The organism is Catellatospora sp. NPDC049111, assembly GCF_040648615.1.
GTDB classification, from domain to species: domain Bacteria; phylum Actinomycetota; class Actinomycetes; order Mycobacteriales; family Micromonosporaceae; genus Catellatospora; species Catellatospora aurea.
This window is the reverse complement of sequence record NZ_JBEZEB010000036.1, coordinates 20514-42145: the sequence shown is the minus strand read 5'-3', so window position 1 is coordinate 42145 and position 21632 is coordinate 20514. Positions and strand designations below refer to the sequence as shown.

The window sequence follows — 21632 nt, the reverse complement described above, 5'->3', positions numbered from 1 at the left end:
CCACCAGGGCCCCGAGACACCGGTGAACAGGACTTTCGTCCGTACCGGCTAAGGTGATCAACCCTGCTGCGGCCTGCCACACTCGCGCCGTCTGAGGCACGGCTGCTGCGCTATCGGCCCGGTGGCCATTTGAGAAAAGACACCGCGCCGGCCAGCGTCGTCAGACACGGATAGTCCTCCTCGTCGATGCGGTGGCCGGTGCGGGTGGACAGCAACTCGACCAGGCGCAGGAAGTCCAGCGAGTCCAGCCCGAGGGTCTCGCGTAGGTCGGCGTCCGGGTGCAGCGCGGACAGGTCGGCGTCGGGCGCGATCTCGTGCAGCGCGGTGCGCACGATCGTCTCGATGTCGTCGGTCATCTCCACTCCTCGGGTGTCTGCAGCAGCCTGCTGATCGTGCGCAGGTAGCGGGCGCCTGCCACGCCGTCGGTCACCCGGTGGTCGGCGGCCAGGCTCGCAGTGACCAGCGGCCGGATACCCAACAGCCCGTCCACGGCCCAGGGCCGCTGCGTGACCGCGCCGAAGCCGACCAGCGCCACCTGCGGCGGGTAGATGACCCCGTGGATGGTCTCCACGCCCTGCTCGCCGAGGTTCGACACGGTGAGGGTCGCGTCGGCCAGCTCACCGGCGCGCAGCCGGCCGGCCCGGGTGCGGGTGGCGAGGTCCTTCAACGCTGCCATGAGATCGTCGAGGCCGAGCGTGTCGGCGTCGTGGATCGCCGGTGCCACGAGTCCTCCTCCCCGCAGGGAGATCGCGACCCCGAGGTGGACGTGGTCGGCGCGGTGGAATCCGGTCTCGGTGTAGGCGCCGTTGACGTCGGGAACCTCCCGAACGGCCATGGTGGCGGCCTTGAGCAGCATCGCGGCGGGCAGGACCCGCCCGGCGACGGGGGTCTGCCGGTTGCGGTCCCGCAGCCAGCGCAGCGCCGCGTCGAGGTCGATCGTCTCCGACAGGTAGTAGTGCGGGATCTCACGCTTGGACCGCGCCACCGAGACCGCGATCTGGGCGCGCACAGCAGCGGTCCGGTCAAGCGTGCCCGGGCCCGGCCCGGTCTGGGCCGCAGCTTGGACGTCGCGTGCCCGCACGGCTCCACCCGGCCCGCTGCCCGCGATGCCGGCCAGGCCCAGCCCGAGTTGCTGGGCGAGCCGGCGAGCCAGCGGCGAGGACCTGATCCTGCCTGTAGGCCGTGCTGGCGGTGCTGCAGCGGTTTCCACGTCGGCGTGGGTCACCCGACCGCCGGGGCCGGTGCCGTGCACCGCGGCGAGGTCGACGTGGCGGGCACCGGCCAGGCGCCGCACCAGCGGTGAGGTGACCGGTGACGCTGCGGCGCGCGCCGGTAGCACGGCGGCGGGCGCCGGGGGCCGCGGCTCGGGCGGCCGGTGCGGGGGCTCGGGCTCGGAGGTCGCGGTGGTGATGGTAGCCAGTACGGTGCCGACCGGCACTCTCGTGCCGGGTGTGACGAGCAGCTGGTCGACGACGCCGCTGGTGAAACACTCGACCTCGACGTCGGCTTTGGCGGTGTCGACGACGGCGACGATGTCGCCCTTGTGGACCTGCTGGCCGGGCCGGACGAGCCATTCGACCAGGGTCCCGTCCTGCATGTCCGCGCCCAGCGAGGGCATGCGGAACTCGGCTGTCATCCGATCACCGCCCTGGCCGCCGCGACCACGCCGGCGGGTTGTGGCAGCGCCACCTGTTCGAGGTGGGCGGCGTAGGGCATCGGCACCTCGGCCGAGCAGACGCGTGCCACCGGGGCGTCGAGGTCGTAGAACACCTGCTCGGTGATGCGGGCGCTGATCTCGGCGGACAGGCTGCCGCTGCGCCAACCCTCGTCGACCACCACGGCCCGGTGGGTGCGCCGGACGGATTCCAGCACCGTGGCGTCGTCAAGGGGCCGCAGCACCCGCAGATCGATGACCTCCGCCTGGACGCCCTCGGCGGACAGCTCGTCCGCGGCCGTCAGCGCAGTCCCCAGGGTGCCGCCATAGGCAACGATCGTGACGTCGGAACCGGCGCGGCGTACGGCCGCGCTGGTGATGTCGGCGGTGTCGTGCCCGGCCAGTGGACCGGTGGCGTTGTAGAGGCTGCCGTGCTCGAAGATGAGCACTGGATCGGGGCAGCGCAGCGCGGGCCAGAGCATGCCCCGGGCGTCGGCGACGGTGGCCGGGGCGAGGATGCGCAGCCCGGGGATGTGGGCGTACCAGCCTTCCAGACTGTGTGAGTGCTGCGCGGCCAGCTGCCGGCCGCCGCCGGTGGTCATGCGGATGACCAGCGGCGCGCCGATCTGCCCGCCGGACATGTACAGCAGCGTCGCGGCGTTGTTGAGGATCTGGTCGAGGGCGAGCAGGCTGAAGTTCACCGTCATGATCTCGACAATGGGCCGCATGCCGCCCATGGCGGCGCCGATGCCAGCGCCGACGAACGCCGACTCCGACAGGGGCGTGTCGCGGATGCGGTCAGGCCCGAACTCCTCCAGCAGGCCCAGGCTCACCCCGAACGCGCCGCCGTACTGGCCGACGTCCTCGCCCATGAGGAAGACGCGCTCGTCGCGGCGCATCGCGTCGCGGATGGCCTCCCGGATCGCCTCGCGGTAGGTGGTCTCGGCGTGGGCGGTCGCTGTCGCGGCGGTCACGGGGCGTCCGCGCTCTCGGCGTAGACGAAGCGGATGAGCTCGTCGACCGGCTCGATCGGGGCCTGCTCCGCGGCGGCGACCGCCGCGGACACCTCGGCCTCGACGTCGGCGTTCAGCTGCGCCAGCTCGGCATCGTCAAGTTCTCCGTCTGCGCTCATCAGCCGAGCCAGAGAGTCGATGGGGTCGCGTTGCCGCCAAAGGGCGATCTCTGCCTTGTTCCGGTAGCGGTCGGGGTCGTACATGGAGTGGGCGCGGAAGCGGTAGGTGCGCAGCTCCAGGAAGTACGGGCTGCCGGTGGCGCGCATCGCGGCAGTCGCCTGGCGTGCGGCCTTCTCGACGGCAAGGACGTCCATCCCGTCCACGGCATGCGAGCTCATGCCGTACGTCGCGGCGCGGGCCGCCAGGTCGGTGTTGGCCTGGGCGCGGTCGATGCGGGTGCCCATGGCGTAGAGGTTGTTCTCACACAGGAACAGCACCGGCAGGTGCCACAGCGCGGCGAGGTTGAGGCATTCGTGGAACTCGCCCTCGGCGACCGCGCCGTCACCGAAGAAGCAGGCGGTCACCCGGATGCGCCCGGCCATCCGATCGGCCAGCGCCAGCCCGACGGCCAGGGGCAGCCCGCCGCCGACGATGGCGCTGCCACCGTAGAAGTTCCTGGCCCTGTCGAACAGGTGCATCGAGCCACCCCGGCCGTGGCTGCACCCGGTGACCTTGCCGTACATCTCGGCCATCACGGCGTCCATGGACACCCCGCGGGCCAGCGCGTGGCCGTGCTCGCGATAGGTGGACACGACCGCGTCGGCCGGTTCGAGCGCGGCCATCACCCCGGCCGCGACGGCCTCCTCACCGATGTACAGGTGCAGAAAGCCCCGGATCTTCGTGGCGCTGTACAGCTCGACGCACCGTTCTTCGAACCGGCGGATGCGCAGCATCTGCCGCAGCAGGTCACGCCGGTGCGCGGGTCCTGCCCGCGCGCTGGCCGCCGGACGTGGTCTCCTTGACACGGTCTTCATCGCCGCTCCCCCGTCTCGAGCGTGGACAGATCCCCTTCGGGCAGGCCGAGTTCGCGTGCTTTCAGCAGCCGGCGCATCACCTTGCCGCTGCGGGTGTGCGGCAGGTCGTCGTCGAAAGCGATCTCCTTCGGCGCGACGGCACCCAGCCGCCGCCGGGCGAACGCGAGCAGGTCAAGCCGCAAGTCGTCGGTGGCTTGAACGCCGGGCCGGATCGATACGAACGCCTTGACGATCTCGCCTACGACTGGGTCGGGTTTGCCGATCACCCCGGCCTCGACGACGGCGGGGTGCTCCATGAGTACGCTCTCGACCTCGAACGGGCCGATCAGATGACCTGCCGACTTGATCACGTCGTCGGCGCGTCCGACGAACCAGAAGTAGCCGTCGGCGTCGCGGCGGGCCAGGTCACCGGTCAGGTACCAGTCGCCGGCAAAGGACCTTGCGTAGCGCTCGTCGTCGTGCAGGTAGCCGCGGAACATCGACGGCCAGCCGGCCCGCAGCACGATCTCTCCTGCCGTATCGGGCTCGGTGACGAATTCCAGGCTGGAGCCGGCTGTCACTGCGGCCCGGCCGTCCTCACCCTGTACTGCCAGGCGCGCCTCGACGCCGGGCATGGGCAGGCCCATCGAGCCGGGCCTGACCTCGACATCCGGAAAGTTGCTGATCATGATCGCGCCGGTCTCGGTCTGCCACCAGTTGTCGTGGACCGCATGGCCGAGCACGTCCGCGCCCCAGGTCACGACCTCCGGGTTGAGGGGCTCGCCGACCGAGGCGACGTACCGCAGTGCCGACAGGTCGAACTCGGCGGGCAGGCTCGGCGGGTGGCGCATCAGCATCCGCAGCGCGGTCGGTGCCGTATACCAGACGGTCACCCGATGCTCGGCAAGCCGGGAATACCAGCGGCGGGCGTCGAACTCCTCCGCGTCGACCAGCACCGTCGCACCGAGCGCCAGCGGAGCGACGATCCCGTACGACGTCCCGGTCACCCAGCCCGGGTCGGCGGTGCACCAGAACACATCGTCGCGACGCAGGTCCAGCGCCAGCTGTGCGGTCGCGCGGTGGGCCACGACCGCCTCGTGCACGTGTACGGCGCCCTTCGGCCGGCCGGTCGTGCCGCTGCTGAAGTGCAGCAGCGCGATCTCCTGCGGATCGGTCGGCGGCACCTCGAACAGGTCATCCATGTACGACAGCTCGATCTCGAGACTCATCGCACCTCTGGGTGCGTCACCGCCGACGACCAGCACATGCCGCAGCCGGGGCAGCTGATCGCGGATCGGCGCGATCCTGCGTTCATACAGCTCGGGAGTCGTCACGAGCACCGCCGCGTCCCCACGCGACAGCCGCTCCCGGATCGGTTCCGGACCGAACGCGGCGAACAGCGGCGAGTAGGCACTGGCGTGGCGCAGCGTGCCCAGCGCGGTCACGTACAGCTCCGGCACCCGTCCCAGCAGGGAGAACACACGTTCTCCCTGGCCGACGCCCATCTGGGTGAGCAGATTGGCGAACGCGCTCGTGCGGGCCAGGAGCTCACCGTAGCTGACATCGAGCACACCCTCGCGGGACACGCAACGCAGAGCAGTCTTGTCGCGCGACTCGGCTGCGTGCCGGTCGACAGCCTCGTAACCGATGTTGATCCCGCCGCCGGGCAGCCCGGCCAGCGACCGGCGCGCATCGCCCCAGCTGAAGCCCTCGCACAGCCGGGCGTAATGATCAACTGTCGCACTGCGCTCCCGCCCGTTCACAGGCACCCCCATGCTTCGACGGTCTCCCCCACACCCGGGCCACCACAAGGGGCGAAAGTCCTCCCACCAGGGCCGAATCGCACCGCCGGACGCCGACCCCCGCGACGGCCCGCCGGCCGTCAACGCACGCACTCCACTGAAGCAGACAATTCATCCCGGGATTGCCGATCTCCGGAACCAACCCGCTCGCCCTCGCACTTGGGCTTAATCGAACGGCGACTGGCCGACCGGTGGACGCCGCTGCCGGAGGCTACGGTCCACCGCCCGGGCGTAACCGCCCACTGAGCTGAGACACAGCAGCTCACCCCTGGCCGTGCACGACCACGACCGGGCAGCCGTCATGCTGGGCGCCGTGCCGGCTCACCGAAACGAGCAGCGCCCGGAGCCAGCCCCCCGCGCCCGCAGCTGCCCATCGGTAGCTGATGACCTACCGCCCGTCCCTTTCCCGCCTGGCCGGTGCCTGCGGACGGTCGGCAAGGATCTGGAGCACCACGCTCCCGTCGACGGTCTCCTGCTGTTCGAGCAGTTCGGTGAGCCTGCGCAGCTGCATGTCATGCTCGCGCAGCATCGCGGTTGCGCGGTCCTGGGCTTCCCGCAGTAGGCGAGCGACTTCCCTGTCCACGATGTTCTGGGTCTGCTCCGAGTACGGCCTGCGCAGCTGCTCGTCAGGTTCGTCGCCGAGGAAGCCCGCCGTGCCCGCGGTGTAGCCGACCGGTCCGAGTGCCGGGGACATGCCGAATTCGCGCACCATCCGGGTGGCGATCTGGGTCGCCGCGGCGAGGTCGTTGGCGGCGCCGGTCGAACTCCTGCCGAGGACCAGCAGCTCCGCGGCGCGGCCGCCGAGCTTCACGGTGAGCAGGTCGGTGAGGTAGCCCTCGTGGTAGAGGTGGCGTTCGGCCTCCGGCAGCTGCTCGGTCGCGCCCAGTGCCATCCCGGCCGGCAGGATCGTGACCTTGGCGATCGGGTCGGCGTGCGGGCACAGCGCGGCCAGCAGCGCGTGGCCGGCCTCGTGGACGGCGACGTCGTGGCGTTCCTCGGGCAGCAGCGCGTTGGAGCTCTCCCGCCGTCCCAGTAGCAGCCGGTCGCGGGCCGCATCGATGTCGGCGGCCTCGACGATCGTGCGGCCCGCGCGGACGGCCCGGATCGCCGCCTCGTTGACAAGGTTCTCCAGGTCGGCACCCGAGAAGCCCGGCGTGGCCCGGGCGACCAGCTGCAGGTCGACGTCTGGCGCCAGATGCTTGCCACGCACGTGCACCGCGAGGATCGCGGCACGCTCGGCCTGGTTGGGCAGCGGGATGACGACCTGGCGGTCGAAACGCCCGGGACGCAGCAGCGCCGGGTCCAGGCTCTCCGGCCGGTTGGTGGCGGCCAGCACGACGATGCCCGAGCGCTGGTCGAAGCCGTCCATCTCGGCCAGCAGCTGGTTGAGCGTCTGCTCACGCTCGTCGTCGCCGGCGCGGCCGTGACCGCCTCGCCTGCCTCCGATCGCGTCGATCTCGTCGATGAAGATGATGGAGGGCGCGCGCCTGCGGGCCTCCTCGAACAGGTCGCGCACGCGGGAGGCTCCCACGCCGACGAACATCTCCACGAACGCCGAACCGGTCACGGACAGGAACGGCACCTCCGCCTCCCCCGCGACGGCTCGGCCGAACAGGGTCTTGCCAGTGCCCGGTGGGCCCACCATGAGAACGCCGCGGGGTCCTTTAGCCCCTGCTGCCGCGTAGCGCTGCGGCGCGCGCAGATAGTCGACGATCTCGCCGATCTCCTGCTTGACCCCCTCGTAGCCGGCCACGTCGGCGAAGCGGGTGGTCGGCCGCTGCGCTTCGATGATCTTCGCCCGGGATCTGCCGAACCCCATGACCCCGTCGGCCAGCACGCCCTGGGCCCGGCGGCCGGTCCAGTAGAAGAACGCCAGCAGCAACAGCAGCGGCAGGAAGCTCCACAGCAGTCCCCACCACGATCCGCTGTCGCGCGTGGCCGTGATCTCGACGTTCTTGTCGCGAAGCTGTGCTGTCAACGGGGCCGGGTCCAGTGCGGTGGGGATCTGGCTGTTGAACACCGCACCGTCGGACAGCTTGCCGCGCAGGGCCCCGTCCTGGTCGACCGTCACCGACGCGACCGCTCCCGCGTCCAGCTTCGCCAGGAACTCGCTGTAGGACAGCGGCTGCGGCGACGGGCGCACCAGCATCGGGACAAGCAGCGCCAGCGTCGTCAGGACAAGGCCGGCAGGCAGCAGCCAGCGCCGCCACCAGGGCGGCGGCACGGGCGCCGGTCGCGGCGGCTCGCGCGGCGGGCCGGACTTCACCGGCGCCGACAGGTGCCTTCCGGACAAACGCGCCCTGCCGAACGTCATGCCGCAGCCACGCGGACCGCCGGCCGGGTCACAGCTTGTAACCGAGGTCGCGCAGCATCTCACGCCGGGTTTCGGCGTCGGCGTCGGTCTCCACGCCCAGCGGCGGCCGTCCGTCGACGACACCGATGACACCCCGGCCGAGCCTCGTGACTGCGACCAGGACCTCCACCGGATTGGCCGTCGCGCAGTAGACGGTGCACACTTCCGGAACGGCCTTCACCTGGTTGAGGACGTTGACCGGGTAGCCCTCGCGCAGCATCACCACGAAGCAATGCCCGGCGCCGATGCGCTGCGCGACGTCGACGGCCAGATCCACCAGTTCGCCGTCGTTGCCGGAGCGGCGCACCAGCCGAGCCCCTGACGCCTCGCAGAACCCGATGCCGAAGCGCAGGTGAACGCCGACCCCGACGAGCGCTTCGTGCAGGTCGTCGACCGTCTTGATGAAATGCGACTGCCCGATGATCACATTGATGTCGTCGGGCGTGTCAACAGCGACCACCTCCGTGGTCAGCGACCCAGCGGCCACGTCGCACCCCCACGCGGTCTGACCGTGATCCGTCGTGTCGACCATATCCCGCAGCGCCCGGCGAGGTGGATCGAAGCCGTCGTAGACCGCCGACGCCGGTGTGAGACTTGTCGGTGACGGTGCCATCGACGCCGAACTGCGGTGCGTGAGCGGTCGTGAACAGTGCAGAACACGACGGGTTCCAGGTACGCCCATTCTTCTGGGCGCGCCGGCTCGTCGTGGACACCGGCCGGGCCGCACGCCACCGCCACCCCATCCACGGCCTGTTCGAAGCCGACGTCACCGTCGCGCGCCGCCTGCTGCGGGCACGCGGGCAGCAGCGCGCACGCCTGTCGTTCACAGCGTTCCTGGTCGGCTGCATCGCGGCGGCGGTCGATGCCGAGCCCGCTATCCACGCGTACCACGACCTGCGGGGCCGCCTGGTGATCTTCGACGACGTCGATGTGGGCATCCCGATGGAACTTCGCGTGCCGGGCGGGTCGTTCGCGTTCACCCACGTCATCCGCCGGGCCGACAAACGCTCCATCGCCGACATCCATCGCGAGATACGCCTGGTGCAGGCCGACCCGCACAACAGCCCGTCGCTGCGCCTTGCCGACAAGGCCCGCGCCTACCTGATGCTGCCCCCGCCGCTGCGCACGGCGCTGCTCGGTCTGCTGCACCGGCTGCCGCACCGCCAGCGTGCCCTGGCCGGCACTGTGGGCGTCACCGCCGTGGGAATGTTCGCCGACGGCGCCGGCTGGGGCATCGGATTCCAGCTGCACACGCTCAGCGTCGTCATCGGCGGGATCGCCAAACGCCCGTCACTGCACGCAGGACGCCTGGTGGAGCGCGAGTTCCTGCAGCTGACCGTCAGCGTCGACCATGACGTCGTCGACGGCGCCCCCGTCGCCAGGACGAAACTCCCCGGCCACCGCTCGGGTACATCAGGCGTCTCGCGCTCAAGCTCGTCACGCTGCCTGGGCCCGCCGAGGTAGGTGTGCACCTCTGGCGAGGCAAGCAGTTCGATGAACGCCGCACGGTCCCGCGTCTCGGCGCACGAAGCACGAGCCGCTCGGTCCTGATCGGCGCAGGCGGCCAAGCCACGAGTCCCAGGTCTTCCACCTGTGCACGCTAACAGATGATCATGCAAGGGGTGGGGCCAGGACTCACCCGCGATCATGAAACCGAAGATCGTCCACTGAAGCCGAAACTAGCCCTCAACTGGGGCCGAAACTCGAAACTCACCCGTACAGCCAAACAGCGGCGGCCGGTGCCTGCTGTAGCCGTGCCGCGCCGCGAACTCGGCGTCCTCCTCCTGCAGGTGGGCGGCGTCACGCAGCACGATCGCAGCGACCTTCGCCGTCCACGGCGAGCAGTACACCGGACCACCGAAACCCAGCCGCACCAGCCGCGGCAACCAGCCGCAGTGGTCGAGGTGGGCATGTGTGAGCCTGACCGCGTCCGGCGGCGGATCGAGCGACGGCAGGTGCGCCCAGTTGCGCCGTCGCAACTCCCGCTCGCCCTGGTACAGGCCTCAGTCGACCAGCAGCCGCCCGCGGTCGCCGGTGACCAGGAACTTGCTACCGGTCACCGTGCCCGCGGCGCCGAGGAACCGAAGCGTCGCCATGACGCCGACGCCCGGCTCAGGTGGCCGGTGCGGAGTACAGCGTCTTGCAGTATTCGGCGACCTTCTCCCCCGGCAGGTGCATGGCCAGGTCCGCCTCGCTGATCATGCCGACGAGCTGATGGTTGTCCAGCACCGGCAGGCGGCGGATCAGGTGCTGCTCCATCAGGCGCAGCACCTCGTCCTCGTCCGCGTCGGCCGCCACCCACACTGGCGTGCCCACGGCCAGCTGCGCCGCGGTCATCTTCGCCGGATCATGACCGGACGCTATGCACTTCACGACGATGTCACGGTCGGTGATGATGCCCGTGAGCCGGTTGTCGGCACCGCAGACGGGCAATGAGCCCACGTGGTGGTCGCGCATCATCTGCGCCGCCCGATCGAGGGTCTCGTGCTCAGGGACGCAGTCCACACCCTGGTGCATGATGTTGCGTGCAGTCGTCATAGCCAGATCCTGCAACGCCCTGCACCACCGTGCGGTCAACTTGGACGAATCCGGGAGCAGACCCGCCTGATGGCGGGCGGGGGCACCGCAGTAGTGCCCGGTGACTGGATCGCCCGCCGTGTGCGTGCAGGGCAAGCAGGGCACGTTGCAGATCACCCGACGATGAGGGCCACGCCCAGCAGCACGCGCCGCTTCCGGCGAACGGCCGCAAACCGCGCTCTGCTTCATTGCCGTTGTTGACGAGCCGCTCAGGGGGAGCAGCGATGAACGGGCAGGTCAGCCGGGACGTGTTGCCGTTCCGCATGTTGACCGTCCGGGTCTGACCACCTACGACGCCAAGGACCCGGACACGGCGTTGCCGCCGATCGAGCCGCTCACGCCACCGGCCCAGGCGCCCAACGTGCCCAACGTGCTGGTCGACGACTGCGGGTTCGGGGGCAAGCGCGTTCGGCGGCCCGATCAACATCCCCCTTTTCTGATCACGCCGTTGACGGAACGCTGCACTCGGGGTGAGCTTTGTGACGCTTCGGTGCACGGTGATCTCGTAACCAGCTTGGGGTTCGGCTGGGGTCACGCGCGTTCGATGGTGTCCGTGGCGGGCAGGCGGGGTGTGCGTGGCGCGTCGCCTTGTGCGGGGTCGGGTATGGCGAGCCGCAGGGCGATCTGGACGTATCCGATGTCCGTGAGCAGACTGTTGACCAGCTGTCGGGTATGGGGTGTCTCGACCGCGGCCGATAGCGGCAGGAGCGCGATGTTCATGGTGGTGGCGGCGAGCCAGATGTCGGAAAGGGCTTGTCCTGCGCGCAGCCAGGCGCGGGGATCGTCGGCGTAGCCATACAGGATGGCGTAGGTGGCGGCGTCGTCGTTTTGGTCGTTGACGGGCAGCGTGCCGACGTGACCGAAGTCGCGGGTGGGCGCGGTTGTCGAGGTCGGCCCGGTGGGTATGTTCGCGTCAGGTATGCCCATGCCGCTCTGCCGGTCGGTGCCGGTCCACGTGTTCAGCTCATCGCGGGTCGCGGCGTCGCTTGTTTCGTCGGCCTGAGCTCGGGAGATCGCCGCGGCGAGTTCGAGGACCTGGCCACGGTCGAGTGGCTGCAGACCGCTTAGGTGGTTCGCGGCGGTCGCCTGTAGTAGCGGCATGACGGTGGCGGGCATCGGCTGACGCTTGGGCGGGCGCCTGTCGGTGTGCCGGATGCCGATCGCATCGCGTAGACGCTGTGCGTTTGGCATCGGCCGCGCATTTTCGGTGACGATGATCTTGGCCAGGTAGAGTGGATCGTCCGGCTGGGGCAGCAGTTGCACCTCCGCTGGGGTCCCCGCCGCCGCGAGCGCGACCTGAGCGTGGTGCAAGGCGGTGCCGCAGCTCAGCATCGCCAGCCGGCGGTCTGGGTCAGTGGCGCGTAGTTGGCGGCTGGCGTCGAGATACAGGTCGGCGCTGCGGGTGCGGATGTGCCATCGCCATGGTTGGGTATTGTGGATCGACGGTGCCTGCGCTGCGACCGTGGCGGCAGCGGCCAGTTGGTCGGCGGCAGCGAGATCGTTGAGAGTCGTCCGGCTCCCGCTCATGATCTACCTCGATCCGGTGGTTGATCGTCACGCGGCGTCCCACCCAGTATGGTCGTGCCGGGCGGCCCCGTCAGACGGGCTGCATACATGTGGTGCCGCCTCTGCGTAATGGCCGGCACCGAGAACTCTTCCCTTTTTCTTGATCGACTTCTGTATTCACGCTCGCGCGTTGCGTTTTTCGGAGGCCTGCTGTCGTCGACGCGCTGACCGGGGCGGAATTGAGGCCTCGCCGGTCCGCCACACGGTTACATAGGCACATGGCCGATGGCGAGCGCCCTGTGGCGCAACAGGAAATCAGCGAACCGTGGCACCGGCGGTACGCCGAGCTGCTACAGGAACTGCGGGTGACCCTGACCGGGGTGCAGATCCTGTTCGCCTTTCTGTTGATCCTACCGTTCCAGTCAGGGTTCCTGAGGATCACGGGCGTGGAGCGGGGCCTGTATGTCTTCAGCTTCGTCGCTGCCGCGCTGGCGGCCGCGCTGCTGACCGCGCCGGTGAGCTACCACCGCATCCACTTCGGGCGCGGCCAGAAGCCGGAGATCGTGCGCGCCACCCACACGCTGGCGCAGATGGGTCTGGTGTTCGAGCTGCTGGCTATAGTCGGGGCGATCTATCTGGTGCTGGCCGTGGTGGCCGGCTCTCGGTGGAGCGCGCTCGGCGGTTCGGCGTTCGCCCTGGTCTACGTGTTCCTGTGGTACGTCCTACCGATGGTCTACAAGCCGAAGGGCGGCTGACACCGGGCACGAGGTGACCCTGGACATGCGAGAGGCCGGGGCCCACTCCCAACAAGTTCTGTCGGCCGTCGCTCATCAGATGAACGTGACGTGTTGGGCAAAACGTTAAATGGCAGTGCCTTGATCCATTCGGTGGCGGGGCCAGCCAAGCTCTTCGAGTAGACGCTACGTCCACCGTGCTCAGTGCTGATCTGCCCGCACGTCTCGACCAGGTTGCCGCCGGTGGCCAGGACGTACCGCACCGGGCAGGTGATGCGCTCGATGATCAGAGCCAGCGCGGCTGAGATCTCGTTGAGCTCGATGTTGACCTCGGCGCTGCCGGTCAGGGCCATCTTCGCGCCCAGGCCCAGCAGTCGCTGTAGAGGCATAAGCCACCGCAGCCGGCGAAACAGCTTGCGGATCCGCTCCCGGTCTCCCTGCCGGTCAATCCGTACGGCATTGCGCCGTTTGTGTCTTCGTGTCGTGCAGGCCAGCCCCGTGTGCCGGTGCATTCACAGCTCTGACGCGGGTCTCAGTTGGTGATGTCAACGACCACCTTGCCTGCGGCGGTACGGTTCGCGACCAGCGTGTGGGCATCGGCCACGGTGTCCATCGTGAAGTGGCGAGGGTCGAGCACCGGCACGAGAGCTCCCGCGTCGGCCAGCGCCGCCGCCTCCCGCATGATCTCGCCGTGGTGTTCGCGGCCGCGGCCGGTGAGCATCGGCAGCAGCGTGAAGACGCCCGAGTACGTCGCCCCGCGGAACGACAGCGGCGCAAGCGAATGAGAGCCCCACCCCAGCGCACTGACGACGTGACCGGTGTAGATGCGCGCCGCCGCGAACGACGCGTCGAGCGTCGCGCCGCCAACCGTGTCGACGACGATGTCGAAGCCCTCGCCGCCGGTGTACTTGGCGACGTAATCCTCGACGGGGGTGCTCGTGTAGTCGACGGGCACCGCGCCCAGCCGCCCGATGGCCTCCAGGCTGCGCGGGGACCCTGTCGCGTACACTTCGGCGCCGCGCGCCCGGGCGATCTGCACGGCTACCGACCCCACGCCGCCCGCACCGCCGTGCACGAGGACCTTCTGCGCGGCCCGCACTCCGGCGCGGTCGACCAGGCCCTCCCACGCGGTGATGACTGCCAGCGGCAGCGCGGCCGCCTCGCGCATGGACAGCGACCTCGGCTTGAGCGCCAGCAACCGCGCGTCCACCGCTGCGTACTGGGCCAGGGAACCCTGCAGGTGACCCACGCCCCCGGTGAGGCCGTAGACCTCGTCTCCCGGGGCGAAGCCAAGCGTGTCCGGGCCGACCGCCTCGACGACCCCCGCCAGATCCAGGCCCAGCACCGCCGGCAGCCGGGTCTTGGCATGCGCCGCCTTGCCCGCCTGGATCTTGGTGTCGAGCGGGTTGACCCCGCTGGCCGCCACCCGGACCAGTACCTGACCCGGTCCGGCGACCGGCTGGTCGATCTCATTTACCTCCAGCGGACCGCCGAACTCCCGCAGTACCACCGCGCGCATTTCCATACCCCTCACCTGTGGTGTCCTTCGCCGCCGCTGGTGTCGCGGCTGGCGCGGATCGCCGCCCGGGCGGCCTCCTTGGCGTCTTCGACGACCGCGCGATCCTGTTCGAGACGGCCGCGCGTCATCGCGCCGTCGATGAGCAACCCGATGTGGCTCGCCACCCGGCCCGGGTCCACCAGGCCCCCGCGCTCGCACAGCTCGGTGAGCCACGCCTGGCGGCGCTCGGTGTGGGCCCGGGTGATCGCTCTGGCCGCGGAGTCCAGCGACGTCTCCACCGCGGCACTGACGAACGGGCACCCGAAGAAGCCGTGCCGGTCGAACGCGTCGAGCAGCGCGTCGAACAGCCCGATGAGCTGATCGGCTGGATCGTCGCCCGCCCGCTCGGCGGCGGCGCGCAGCTGCTCGATCCAAGACGCATCGGTGGCCTGCAGGTACGCGGCGACCAGGTCGTCCTTGGAGCGAAAGTGTGCGTAGAGCGTCGATTTCGACACCCCGGATGCGGCGATCACCTCGTCCACGCCGACACCGCGCAGCCCGTTGGCGTAGAACAGGCCCGCTGCGGCGGCGAGGATGCGCTCGACCGACCTGGTTCTACGTACCTGCGTCGCCATCCGCGATCCCTCCCTTAATCGAACAGACTAGTTCGTTCGGTTAAGGTCGCCAAGTGAGCCGGACCACAGGCACCCGCAGGTGGGAGACCACCTGGTCCCGGTGGCACTCAGCCCGCCGGGACCATCGCCTGTCAGACGCCCGGAATGACGTAGGGCATGTCCAGCAGAATGCGGTGGCCGACGATCTTCCACTCACCGTCGATCCTGCGCAGGTCGGTGTCGTAGTACCCGGACTCGATCGGCTGCACGGTGCCCTGGGCCCCGAAGGCATCGGCCGGCCAGCCGCCCTCCGGGCGGGCGGCGCCCCGGATCCGGAAGACGATGAACTGGGCGTTCATGTGAGCTTGGTCGCCGTCGACCTCGATGATGTGGTCCGCGGTGACGTGGTGGCTGGATCCGCCCACCGGGTGCGGAGCCATGTAGTTGTCGACCGCGTACGCCACGGCTGCCCCGCCGATGAGAGGCGGAGCGACCGGCTCGTAGCTGTCGGGGCCTGTCCTGGTGTAGGACTGCACGACCGCGTCGTCGGTGAACAGGGCGCCCTGTGTCTTGCCGTCGCGGCGGTCCGTCGCCCGGACGTAGCGGCCCAGCACTTCCTGGATCTTCCGTTCGTCGCTCATGTGGTGCTCCTCCATGTCGTCTCTTCGTGGCGGCTCCTGCCGCCGTGGGCCTTGACCAGTGGGCGGGCGGCTGACGGCCCCGACATCCACGATCGTTCACTCGTTCCTGCAGCGCCTCGTCGATCCCGGCCGGCGGCCAGGGTGGGCGCCCGGGCGGCGATCCGCCCGGCCGACAGGGTCAGCTGACCTGCTGCAGCACCGAAATGATCCGGAAGTCGACGGTGGCGTGGTCGATGGTCGCGTGAACCGGTGAGTCGGCCATCTCGGTCATGATCCCTGCGGCGCTGCGCCGGGCGTCGGTGGCGGAGTCCCAGGCGACGATGTCGGTGATCGTGCCGTCATGGTCTTCGGTGATGCGGCGCCACCGGAAACCGGACTGGCGTCGTAGGTAGTCGTTGATGTCCTCGTTGGCGTCGACGAAGTCGGCGCCGGTGAGGCCGGCCACGAGCCGGAATGTCGTCATCTCGAGCGCTTCGGTCATGGTGGTCCTCCTTGCCGCGAGTGGTCAGCCCTGCGCGGTGGAGCGCATGATGATCTCGTTGACGTCGACGGTGTCGGGCTGGGCGACGGCATGGGCGATGACGTCGGCGACCGCGGAGGCAGGCATGCCCAGTTCCTCGGCAGCCGCGCGGGCGGCAGCCTGCACCTCGGGGTCACCGCCGTGCTCGGTGAGTTCGGAGTGGGTGTAGCCCGGGCTCACCAGCGTCACCCGGACGTCGCGGCTCTCCTGGCGCAGGCCCTCAGTGAGTGCGCGAACCGCGTACTTGGTGGCGCAGTACACCGCGGCCGTCGGGTCGACACGATAAGCCGACGACGACGCGATGTTGATGATGTGCCCCGTGCCCTGGGTTCGCATGAGCGGCAGAGCAGCCGCGATGCCGTACATGGTGCCGCGCAGGTTCACATCGATCATCCGGTCCCACTCGTCGACCCGCAGCGCTTCGAGCGTGGACAGGGCCATCACGCCGGCGTTGTTGACCAGCACGTCGATGCGGCCGTTGCACTCGTGGGCGTCCTCGACGAAGGAGCGCACGCTGTCCCGGCTGGTCACGTCGAGCTCCTGGAAGTCGGCCGTGCCGCCCGCCAGGCGCAGTTCCTCGACGAGCACGGCGAGCCGGTCGACGCGCCGGGCACCGAGCACGACGTGGTGGCCGTCGGCGGCCAGCCGGCGGGCGGTCGCCTCACCGATGCCACTGCTCGCGCCGGTGATGAGAACGATCTTGGAAAGTGGGTTGTGCACTGATGCTCCTGATCTCGGTTGCCTGCGGCCAAGTGCGCCGCGTTTTCAACCATGCGGCGCTGATGGGGGCCGCGGAAGGCCACGCTTTCCTGGGTCCACGGCACCCAGGCACGGCACACCCCGCCCATAGCGGTGAAGGCACCTGTCCCGCGTGATACGCGGGTTGGACGGCAGGACGCGACTACCAGGGAGCACGGCTCCCTGGCACACCGCCGACCAGGAGCTTTACGCTGGTCGACATGCCCGCCAGCGACAACAGGCTCGGAGAGTTCCTCCGAGCCCACCGCGCCCGCGTCGACCCCAGAGAGGTCGGACTGCGCGGGGGCGGCGACCGCCGGGTAACCGGGCTGCGCCGCGAGGAGATCGCGGTGCTGTCCGGGGTGAGCGTCGACTATTACGCCCGCCTCGAACAGGGCCGCGAACGGAACCCCTCCCCGCAGGTCCTCGACGCGATCGGACGGGCGTTGCGCCTGGCCCCGGACGCGCGCGGCCACCTCTTCCGGCTCGCCGGGCTCAACCCTCGACTGAGCCCGGACAGCTCCCGGAACTCTGTCCACCCCGCGCTGCTGCGACTGCTGGACGCCTTCCCCACCTCGGCCGCATACGTGCTCAGCCCCGCCTTCGACGTCCTCGCGACCAACAGCGTCGCCGCCGCGCTGCTCTCCCCGTTCGCCGGCACCGCCAACATGGTCCGGGTACTGTTCCAGCACCCGCAGGCACACACCTTTTTCCCCGACTGGCCGACCCTGACGGAGAACGTCGTGCACGCCCTGAGGCTCAATGCGGGACTCTTCCCGCACGATCCGGACATCCGGACGTTGGTGGCGGACCTGCAGCGGGACTCGCCGGAGTTCGGCTCCCTCTGGGCGGACCAAACCGTGCGCGGCCTGACCCGCATGTTCAAGGTCCTGCACCACCCGGACGCCGGACGGATCGAGCTGACCTACCAGACATTCGACGTGCGCGACGCGCCCGGCCAGCAACTGCTGGTCGGCACGCCGGAACCGGGCAGCCGCAGCGCCGAGGCACTCGCCTACCTGGCCGCCGCACACGCACCGGCCTGGGGTGACGAAGTCATCGGGAGCAGAACCACAGACCGTAAATAGCGCGCACACGACGGCATCAAAGTAGTTCGCGCCGGTGTGGGCACGCTGATGAAGCTCGGCCTGTTGCGGGACGCGGCGCGGCGGCGGATCGGCTACTCCACCCTTGCTGACCCGTTCAACGGCCCGATCTTCGCGGACCTGCCCAAGGGCTCATACCTGTCCCTGGGCACCGTGGTGAAGCTGCGCTCCACCAACCCGGAGCTGTTCGCGTGGTGCAGGTAGGCCGCTGGGGCACCGGCGCGGGCCGATGTGATCACGTGGCTCGGCCGGCCTGCGCACCGCCTCGCAAGCGCTGCGCAGACCGGCCGGGCCACCCGGCGTTTCGGTCATGTCCACGGTGCAGTCCGGATCAGCGAATCGCCGGGCCAGAGCACCGCCGTGCCTTCCAGCGGGCATCAGCGAGTGCCGCCGACAATGGCAGCCTACATCGGATCATCGGGCGCAGCCTTGCTTGCGCCCAGGCCCACTGTGCGTGCGCGACGGCAAGAGGCCTCGATCGGCTGGGCAACATAGGAACGGCCGTGATATGAGCTGGGCGACCGATGGAGTCCTTACTCCTCCGGGTCGGCCAGGCCGCAGTAGCGGTACACTCAGTGCGAATCCACCGGAAACGGTTGCCTGATGTAGACCGCTTCCCAGACGTTGTTCGGTTCGGACACCGGCCATGCCATGTCGAGGTAGTGCGGCGCACACAGTGACAGCCACAGCGGCGGGTCATCAGGCTGGTCGACGTCCAGTTCGCTGACGACCTCGGCACACCCATGGACGAACCGGGCCATGATCTTGGCCATCTCGTATCCCCTGTCTGATCGTGCGACCGAAGCACATCGGCTCGGCACGGCCAGGGCTTCTCCGTCATCATCCAGGCATCTGGTCTGCACTGCCCGTGGAATGCGGCAGGACCGCCAACCCTGGAAACGGAACGGTGGTCTTCTTCGAACTCGGGTCGCCGGCGCGGCCAGTCGATACGCCGTCGCGCATCGCCCTTCCCCGGTCGGCGGGCTGCTACGCATCCGGGCATGGCCTTGAGATGTCAGTCGGCGAGCGCGGTGACCACGATGTTGTCTCGGTAGCGTCGGGTGTTCGGGTTGAACGGTCCTCCGCAGGTAATCAACGTCAGCCGCAGACGGCCATCGCGGGTGAAGTATTCCTGCCATGCGAGTCCGGACTTCGGCAGCTGCTCGACGGCGGCGATCCGGAAGCTGCGGACGGAGCCGTTCGCGGCGGTCAGCTCCACGACGGTGCCGACCTTCGCCCGGCGCAAACCAAACAGGGCGCCTGCGCCCTGGGTCGCGCTGTCGACATGTCCGGCCAAGACGATCGCTCCGGTGATGCTGTCCCATCCGGGACCGTGCTCATACCAGCCGACGCGCCGCACGTCGTCCGGGATGGCCACTTGTCCGGTGGCCGCGTCGACGCCGACGGGGTCGACCGGTGCTGCCAGGTCAAGTGCGGGGATGCGTACAGCTACCGGGGGGACCGATGTGTGTCGCGCCGGTGGCGCCCCGCTGTGGATTCGCACGTCGCGGGTCGGCGTGGACGCAATGACCCCGGAGGCGGGCGGTGCCGCGGTGCCGACCTGCTGCTGCGGGGCGGTTGTCGCGGCGGTCGCTATCAGGGCCGCGCCGGCGGTCAACAGTGCCGCGGACCGGACTCGTGCACGCCGACGCGCCCCAAGCCTGTCTTGGGGCGCGTCGATGGTGCCGCTCATCGTCGGGCGGCCCGGAGTTTCATCACGCCGAGGATCAGCAGCAGTGACCCGAGCGACGCGACCAGAGCCCATCCGAGCGCGGGGCGGTCGGCGGCCAGTCCCGCGTCGCCGGCGTCGACGCCCTCCGGGGCGGTGTACGAGCCGGTCAGGACCTGCGCCACCACAGCGAGGGTCTTGGCCTGTGCCGATCCGATGGCGTAGACGACGGTGACGCTGCCTTCGGCGAGATTGAGCTCGGTCGCGGGGATCGCCACGGTGGAGGTGCCAGCCAGGACGACGTCGGCGTCGATGGTGCCGGCGTCGACCTCGAGTTCGGCTTCGTTGGGGTTGGTCAGGCCGGAGATCACCGGCGTTCCGGAGGCGCGGACGTCGACTGCGGGCGCAGCCGCAGTGTGGCGCACCACGAGCCGGGCCTTGCCCGCCGGTACTGCGCTGACGTCGTTGACGAACGGTGTGATCTTCGGCTTGTCGTCGGTGTCCAGGTGCGCCACGATGCTGATGTTGGCGCCGCCGGGCACTGCGGCGTCCTGCGCGGACAGGATCGCGCTGCTGACCGGCTCGCCTGGTTTGGTGATGTCGATGTCATAGGTGCCTTCGGGCAGGGTCAGCGGTCCGGCGACCTGTCCGGGCTGGAATCCCTGCAGAGTGATCTTGCCGTCCACGTACACGTCGACCGGGGTGGCGGGGATGCCATGCACCACGTAGACCTCTGATGACGCGGCGTACGCCGGAGAACCGGCGGCGAGTGTCGTCATCGTGGTGGCAGCAGCCGCCACGGCGGTCAGCGCCAGCGCGCGGCGTACGGGAATGGTGAGCATGGACGATACCTCCAGTCAGCATCGGACGCGCTCAGGCAGTGGCAACACGGCAGCCGAGCGCTCCGGTGGACGTAAGCAACGACCACCATCGTCCACGTCTTATGTCTCCTTCGCAGTCTATTGACCACAAAGGTCATCATGTTGACCGCAGAGCGTTCGGCCAGTCGGCCACGATGCCCAGACGCCGATCGCGCCCCCGAGCCGGGCCATGTCAGCCGGCGTTCGGACTGTTTGCAGCGCCCTGAGCTGGGATCAGCCGCATCGCCGTCTGCCTGGCCCGGTACACCGGCGCGCCGTCAGCCGGCTGCCGTGGCGGTGACCACGACGTTGTCGCGATAGTGCCGGGCGGCTTCGTCGAACGGGCCGCCGCAGGTGACCAAGGTCAGCCGTAGTGCGCCGTCGCGGGCGAAGTAGCGTTCGAGCGGGATCCGGCTCTTGCGGAACTGTTCGACGCCGACGACCGTGAAGTCGTACCTGCGGCCGGTCAGGTCGGTCAGCCGGACCAGGGCGCCCTTGGTCAAGGTGCGCAGGGTGAAGAACGCTCCTTTGCCTTGTACGGCGATGACGATCGAGCCCGCGGCGGCTTCCAAGCCCGGGCCGTACCGGTACCAGCCCACCCGGTCGATGCTGGGCGGGACGGCGAAGTCGCCGGATCGGGCATCGATACCGACGGCGTCGACTTTCGCGTTCAGCGACATGTCCGGGATGCTCAACCCCACGGGCCGGATCGTCGCGCCCGCCGAGGGCAGCCCGCGCGCTGGACCGGCACCTGCGTGGCCGGCTGCGCAGGGCTGGGCGGCGGGCTGGACAGTGCGCGCCACGCCCCTGCCGACCCCGCCGGTCTCGACGCTCAGGCTCCGATCTCCGAGGTCGCCGGCATCGCCGACAACTGGTGGCGAACACCGGACGCGCTCATCGCCACCTATTGCGGCGAGAGACTGCTCTTTGGCGGCCGAACGCCCGCAGCCGCGCTGATCTACGAAAGGTCGGCCCTCGAGGTCTAGCGAGATCAACCCGATGTCTCACGGTGCCGCGTCGTCGTCCGGTTCACAGGCCAGGCCCTCGACGAACGCTCGGAAGTCGGCCGCCAGGTGCTGTTGCTGGTCGAAACTGGGGGTCCGCGCCGCCACCTATGGTGGGCGATACTGGGATCGAACCAGTGACCTGTTCCGCGTGAAAACGAAGCGGTCACCGAGCCCGTGACCTGCGGTTTCACGGGCGTCCGATCAGGACGTGTATGCAGTTGTGTGCAGTACGCCGCAGCTCAGCGCAGTTGAGCGCAGTACAGAGCGGGGCCCTGCTCCACGTTTTGCTCCACGCCGCCAGCTCCACCATCCCATCCGTTTCGAGTGACTCGTCTGCGTCCAGACTGCGCCGCAGAACTCGGACCACAAGCCCACTCCCCCGCCAGA

At 69.5% G+C, this 21632-nt stretch carries 23 protein-coding genes; 4 read left to right on the top strand and 19 right to left on the bottom strand.

The genetic code is table 11. The annotated features are described in order from the left end of the window. Nucleotides 1-110 precede the first annotated feature (110 nt). The 7 genes from AB0B66_RS33220 to AB0B66_RS33190 all read right to left on the bottom strand — a co-directional run bounded on the left by AB0B66_RS33220 (nucleotide 111) and on the right by AB0B66_RS33190 (nucleotide 8262). Nucleotides 111-356 (bottom strand): acyl carrier protein, encoded by a 246-nt coding sequence (locus tag AB0B66_RS33220; protein ID WP_360537460.1) that lies wholly within the window; start codon nucleotides 354-356, stop codon nucleotides 111-113. Next, the gene (locus tag AB0B66_RS33215; protein WP_360537458.1) at nucleotides 353-1636 is read right to left on the bottom strand and encodes a dihydrolipoamide acetyltransferase family protein; all 1284 of its coding nucleotides are present in this window, start codon (nucleotides 1634-1636) and stop codon (nucleotides 353-355) included. Before AB0B66_RS33215 ends, AB0B66_RS33220 begins: the two co-directional genes overlap by 4 nt. Continuing rightward, a complete protein-coding gene (locus AB0B66_RS33210; RefSeq protein WP_360537456.1) occupies nucleotides 1633-2628 on the bottom strand; it encodes an alpha-ketoacid dehydrogenase subunit beta in 996 nt (331 codons plus the stop codon). The genes AB0B66_RS33215 and AB0B66_RS33210 overlap by 4 nt, the downstream gene beginning before the upstream one ends. Then, complete coding sequence (gene pdhA, locus AB0B66_RS33205) at nucleotides 2625-3641, bottom strand: pyruvate dehydrogenase (acetyl-transferring) E1 component subunit alpha (protein ID WP_360537454.1); 1017 nt, start codon at nucleotides 3639-3641, stop codon at nucleotides 2625-2627. The genes AB0B66_RS33210 and pdhA overlap by 4 nt, the downstream gene beginning before the upstream one ends. After that, complete coding sequence (gene acsA, locus AB0B66_RS33200) at nucleotides 3638-5395, bottom strand: acetate--CoA ligase (protein ID WP_360537452.1); 1758 nt, start codon at nucleotides 5393-5395, stop codon at nucleotides 3638-3640. The genes pdhA and acsA overlap by 4 nt, the downstream gene beginning before the upstream one ends. A gap of 415 nt (nucleotides 5396-5810) precedes the next feature. Then, nucleotides 5811-7736, bottom strand: coding sequence for an ATP-dependent zinc metalloprotease FtsH (gene ftsH, locus AB0B66_RS33195; protein ID WP_360537450.1), 1926 nt, complete (start codon nucleotides 7734-7736; stop codon nucleotides 5811-5813). Between the two features lie 28 nt (nucleotides 7737-7764). Further along, entirely contained in the window at nucleotides 7765-8262 is a 498-nt protein-coding gene (locus AB0B66_RS33190) for an adenosine-specific kinase (protein ID WP_360537448.1), read from the bottom strand. Between the two features lie 155 nt (nucleotides 8263-8417). Here AB0B66_RS33190 and AB0B66_RS33185 point away from each other — a divergent pair, with 155 nt between their 5' ends. Next, the gene (locus AB0B66_RS33185) at nucleotides 8418-9239 is read left to right on the top strand and encodes a 2-oxo acid dehydrogenase subunit E2 (RefSeq protein ID WP_360537446.1); all 822 of its coding nucleotides are present in this window, start codon (nucleotides 8418-8420) and stop codon (nucleotides 9237-9239) included. Between the two features lie 215 nt (nucleotides 9240-9454). On the opposite strand, the gene AB0B66_RS33180 is transcribed toward AB0B66_RS33185, so the two are convergent. From AB0B66_RS33180 to AB0B66_RS33170, 3 genes are all read right to left on the bottom strand, one after another. Continuing rightward, nucleotides 9455-9754, bottom strand: coding sequence for an MBL fold metallo-hydrolase (locus AB0B66_RS33180; protein ID WP_360537444.1), 300 nt, complete (start codon nucleotides 9752-9754; stop codon nucleotides 9455-9457). A gap of 133 nt (nucleotides 9755-9887) precedes the next feature. After that, on the bottom strand, nucleotides 9888-10313 hold the full coding sequence (locus AB0B66_RS33175; RefSeq protein WP_360537442.1) for a CBS domain-containing protein: 426 nt from the start codon (nucleotides 10311-10313) through the stop codon (nucleotides 9888-9890). Between the two features lie 570 nt (nucleotides 10314-10883). Further along, nucleotides 10884-11879, bottom strand: coding sequence for a nitroreductase (locus tag AB0B66_RS33170; protein ID WP_360537440.1), 996 nt, complete (start codon nucleotides 11877-11879; stop codon nucleotides 10884-10886). Nucleotides 11880-12136: 257 nt separating this feature from the next. Here AB0B66_RS33170 and AB0B66_RS33165 point away from each other — a divergent pair, with 257 nt between their 5' ends. Continuing rightward, nucleotides 12137-12613, top strand: a complete 477-nt coding sequence (locus AB0B66_RS33165) for a DUF6328 family protein (RefSeq protein ID WP_360537438.1) — start codon at nucleotides 12137-12139, stop codon at nucleotides 12611-12613. Nucleotides 12614-13124: 511 nt separating this feature from the next. Here the strand turns inward: AB0B66_RS33165 and AB0B66_RS33160 are convergent. From AB0B66_RS33160 to AB0B66_RS33140, 5 genes are all read right to left on the bottom strand, one after another. Next, a complete protein-coding gene (locus AB0B66_RS33160) occupies nucleotides 13125-14117 on the bottom strand; it encodes a zinc-dependent alcohol dehydrogenase family protein (RefSeq protein ID WP_360537436.1) in 993 nt (330 codons plus the stop codon). Between the two features lie 5 nt (nucleotides 14118-14122). After that, the gene (locus AB0B66_RS33155) at nucleotides 14123-14725 is read right to left on the bottom strand and encodes a TetR/AcrR family transcriptional regulator (RefSeq protein ID WP_360537434.1); all 603 of its coding nucleotides are present in this window, start codon (nucleotides 14723-14725) and stop codon (nucleotides 14123-14125) included. A 131-nt stretch (nucleotides 14726-14856) separates the two neighbouring features. Beyond that, entirely contained in the window at nucleotides 14857-15345 is a 489-nt protein-coding gene (locus AB0B66_RS33150) for a nuclear transport factor 2 family protein (RefSeq protein WP_360537432.1), read from the bottom strand. Between the two features lie 178 nt (nucleotides 15346-15523). Beyond that, a complete protein-coding gene (locus AB0B66_RS33145) occupies nucleotides 15524-15826 on the bottom strand; it encodes a hypothetical protein (protein ID WP_360537430.1) in 303 nt (100 codons plus the stop codon). A gap of 24 nt (nucleotides 15827-15850) precedes the next feature. Then, nucleotides 15851-16585, bottom strand: a complete 735-nt coding sequence (locus AB0B66_RS33140) for an SDR family oxidoreductase (RefSeq protein WP_360537428.1) — start codon at nucleotides 16583-16585, stop codon at nucleotides 15851-15853. Nucleotides 16586-16824: 239 nt separating this feature from the next. On the opposite strand from AB0B66_RS33140, the gene AB0B66_RS33135 reads away from it, so the two are divergent. Together AB0B66_RS33135 and AB0B66_RS33130 are read left to right on the top strand one after the other, a co-directional pair. Next, the gene (locus AB0B66_RS33135) at nucleotides 16825-17691 is read left to right on the top strand and encodes a helix-turn-helix transcriptional regulator (protein ID WP_360537426.1); all 867 of its coding nucleotides are present in this window, start codon (nucleotides 16825-16827) and stop codon (nucleotides 17689-17691) included. Nucleotides 17692-17727: 36 nt separating this feature from the next. Next, a complete protein-coding gene (locus AB0B66_RS33130; RefSeq protein WP_360537424.1) occupies nucleotides 17728-17913 on the top strand; it encodes a hypothetical protein in 186 nt (61 codons plus the stop codon). A 368-nt stretch (nucleotides 17914-18281) separates the two neighbouring features. Here AB0B66_RS33130 and AB0B66_RS33125 read toward each other — a convergent pair whose 3' ends face one another. From AB0B66_RS33125 to AB0B66_RS33110, 4 genes are all read right to left on the bottom strand, one after another. Next, a complete protein-coding gene (locus AB0B66_RS33125) occupies nucleotides 18282-18482 on the bottom strand; it encodes a hypothetical protein (protein ID WP_360537422.1) in 201 nt (66 codons plus the stop codon). 242 nt (nucleotides 18483-18724) lie between these two features. Beyond that, nucleotides 18725-19402, bottom strand: coding sequence for a class F sortase (locus tag AB0B66_RS33120; RefSeq protein ID WP_360537420.1), 678 nt, complete (start codon nucleotides 19400-19402; stop codon nucleotides 18725-18727). Beyond that, complete coding sequence (locus AB0B66_RS33115) at nucleotides 19399-20157, bottom strand: DUF4397 domain-containing protein (protein WP_360537530.1); 759 nt, start codon at nucleotides 20155-20157, stop codon at nucleotides 19399-19401. Before AB0B66_RS33115 ends, AB0B66_RS33120 begins: the two co-directional genes overlap by 4 nt. A gap of 359 nt (nucleotides 20158-20516) precedes the next feature. After that, entirely contained in the window at nucleotides 20517-20939 is a 423-nt protein-coding gene (locus AB0B66_RS33110; protein ID WP_360537418.1) for a class F sortase, read from the bottom strand. Nucleotides 20940-21632 lie beyond the last annotated feature (693 nt).

Excerpts from the sequence above, each read along its gene's own strand:
- AB0B66_RS33220 (WP_360537460.1), bottom strand. The coding sequence starts at position 356 with ATGACCGACGACATCGAGACGATCGTGCGCACCGCGCTGCACGAGATC.
- AB0B66_RS33215 (WP_360537458.1), bottom strand. The coding sequence starts at position 1,636 with ATGACAGCCGAGTTCCGCATGCCCTCGCTGGGCGCGGACATGCAGGAC.
- pdhA (WP_360537454.1), bottom strand. The coding sequence starts at position 3,641 with ATGAAGACCGTGTCAAGGAGACCACGTCCGGCGGCCAGCGCGCGGGCA.
- acsA (WP_360537452.1), bottom strand. The coding sequence starts at position 5,395 with ATGGGGGTGCCTGTGAACGGGCGGGAGCGCAGTGCGACAGTTGATCAT.
- ftsH (WP_360537450.1), bottom strand. The coding sequence starts at position 7,736 with ATGACGTTCGGCAGGGCGCGTTTGTCCGGAAGGCACCTGTCGGCGCCG.
- AB0B66_RS33175 (WP_360537442.1), bottom strand. The coding sequence starts at position 10,313 with ATGACGACTGCACGCAACATCATGCACCAGGGTGTGGACTGCGTCCCT.
- AB0B66_RS33170 (WP_360537440.1), bottom strand. The coding sequence starts at position 11,879 with ATGAGCGGGAGCCGGACGACTCTCAACGATCTCGCTGCCGCCGACCAA.
- AB0B66_RS33165 (WP_360537438.1), top strand. The coding sequence starts at position 12,137 with ATGGCCGATGGCGAGCGCCCTGTGGCGCAACAGGAAATCAGCGAACCG.
- AB0B66_RS33160 (WP_360537436.1), bottom strand. The coding sequence starts at position 14,117 with ATGGAAATGCGCGCGGTGGTACTGCGGGAGTTCGGCGGTCCGCTGGAG.
- AB0B66_RS33155 (WP_360537434.1), bottom strand. The coding sequence starts at position 14,725 with ATGGCGACGCAGGTACGTAGAACCAGGTCGGTCGAGCGCATCCTCGCC.
- AB0B66_RS33150 (WP_360537432.1), bottom strand. The coding sequence starts at position 15,345 with ATGAGCGACGAACGGAAGATCCAGGAAGTGCTGGGCCGCTACGTCCGG.
- AB0B66_RS33145 (WP_360537430.1), bottom strand. The coding sequence starts at position 15,826 with ATGACCGAAGCGCTCGAGATGACGACATTCCGGCTCGTGGCCGGCCTC.
- AB0B66_RS33135 (WP_360537426.1), top strand. The coding sequence starts at position 16,825 with ATGCCCGCCAGCGACAACAGGCTCGGAGAGTTCCTCCGAGCCCACCGC.
- AB0B66_RS33125 (WP_360537422.1), bottom strand. The coding sequence starts at position 18,482 with ATGGCCAAGATCATGGCCCGGTTCGTCCATGGGTGTGCCGAGGTCGTC.
- AB0B66_RS33120 (WP_360537420.1), bottom strand. The coding sequence starts at position 19,402 with ATGAGCGGCACCATCGACGCGCCCCAAGACAGGCTTGGGGCGCGTCGG.
- AB0B66_RS33115 (WP_360537530.1), bottom strand. The coding sequence starts at position 20,157 with ATGACGACACTCGCCGCCGGTTCTCCGGCGTACGCCGCGTCATCAGAG.